Genomic DNA, 1553 nt, shown 5'->3' with positions numbered 1-1553 from the left:
CGAGATTGGCCGTCGGCGCCACCTTGTCGGAACCCAGCGTGCCGCCGATGTCCTTGGGGTCGGCCGTCATCGAGTACCCCGCGACCGCAAGCGAGGCCAACACCGCCAGGATCAACGGCGCCCGCCCGTCAGGACCAGCGAACCCGCGGCGTGCCCACGGCGTCAGCAGCCACAGCGCGATAAGCACGATGACGCCGCCGCGCGGAGCGAGCTGCCACCAGTCGAAGCCGATCTCCCAGACAGCCCAGCACAGCGTGGCGATCACGAACGCCGCGTAGAGCCATAACGATGTCGACTTGCGGCGGAAGACAAGAAAGGCGGTGATCAGGAAAGCAAGGCCGGCAATCACGTAGTACCAGCTGCCGCCCAGCGAGACCAACCAGACGCCGCCGCCGCCGAGAACCATGCCGATGAGGAAGAGGACGAGGGAGGTGATGGTGACAGCCAAGATGATACTCCTTCGACTGTTGCGCCGCGCGGCGCCTCTCAGGCAACGGCGTGCCGTCCCTGCCCTGCCGGCAGCTTTCCCTCCCCGGCCGCGCCTGTCAAGCGAACCAGAGCAGCGCAAAAATGGAACAAAACGTAGACGCTTCTGGCCTTTCGCTGCCGAATCACTACATTCGGGGCGATGTCCGGGTTTTCGGAAGACATGCCCTTCTTTGACGAACCGAATGCGCGGCCCGCGGCCCCGTCCGGCATTGCCGCGCGCGCCATGGCCGCCCGCAGCGCTCAAAACAGCGCGCCCGACTATCTGAAGGGCCTCAATCCCGAGCAACGGCTGGCGGTGGAAACCACCGAAGGCCCGGTTCTGGTTCTGGCCGGCGCCGGCACCGGCAAGACGCGGGTCTTGACCACCCGCATCGCCCATATCCTTGCCACCGGCAGGGCTTTCCCCTCGCAGATCCTCGCCGTGACCTTCACCAACAAGGCCGCGCGCGAGATGAAGCAGCGCATCGGCTTGCTGATCGGCGAAGGCAATGTCGAGGGCATGCCGTGGCTCGGCACCTTCCACTCGATTGGAGTGAAGCTGCTTCGCAGACATGCCGAGCTTGCCGGGCTGAAATCCGATTTCACCATCCTCGACACCGACGACGTGGTGCGGCTGATCAAGCAGCTGATCCAGGCCGAAGGGCTGGACGACAAGCGCTGGCCGGCCAAGCAGTTCGCCCAGATGATCGACAACTGGAAGAACAAGGGCCTCGGCCCCGACGAGATTCCGGAAGGCGACGCGCGCAGCTTCGGCAACGGCAAGGGCCGCCAGCTCTACAAGGCCTATCAGGAGCGGCTGCAGACGCTGAACGCCTGCGACTTCGGCGACCTGCTCTATCACCCGATCCGCATCTTCCGCGCCTATCCGGACGTGCTGAAGGACTATCACCGCAAGTTCAAATACATCCTGGTCGACGAGTACCAGGACACCAACACCGCGCAGTATATGTGGCTGCGGCTGCTGGCGCAGCGGCCGCAGTCCTCCCCCCTTGAGGGGGAGGTGCCCGCGAAGCGGGGGGAGGGGGTCGCCGCAGAAGGCACCGCCCAGTCACCAAACACCAGAG

At 65.2% G+C, this 1553-nt stretch carries 1 protein-coding gene and 1 pseudogene; one reads left to right on the top strand and one right to left on the bottom strand.

Annotation, left to right across the window (positions count from 1 at the left end; all coding sequences use genetic code 11):
• A pseudogene (locus tag EOA29_RS36020) lies at positions 1 to 448 on the bottom strand (membrane-bound PQQ-dependent dehydrogenase, glucose/quinate/shikimate family); the annotation flags it as partial.
• Positions 449 to 628: 180 nt separating this feature from the next.
• On the opposite strand from EOA29_RS36020, the gene EOA29_RS36015 reads away from it, so the two are divergent.
• Positions 629 to 1553 (top strand): UvrD-helicase domain-containing protein (locus EOA29_RS36015; protein ID WP_245468731.1); only part of this gene is annotated, 925 nt, incomplete at its 3' end.

It is taken from the genome of Mesorhizobium sp. M1E.F.Ca.ET.063.01.1.1 (genome assembly GCF_003998155.1).
GTDB lineage: Bacteria > Pseudomonadota > Alphaproteobacteria > Rhizobiales > Rhizobiaceae > Mesorhizobium.
The sequence above is the reverse complement of the archived record's forward strand: the minus strand, read 5'-3'. Positions and strand labels throughout refer to the sequence as shown.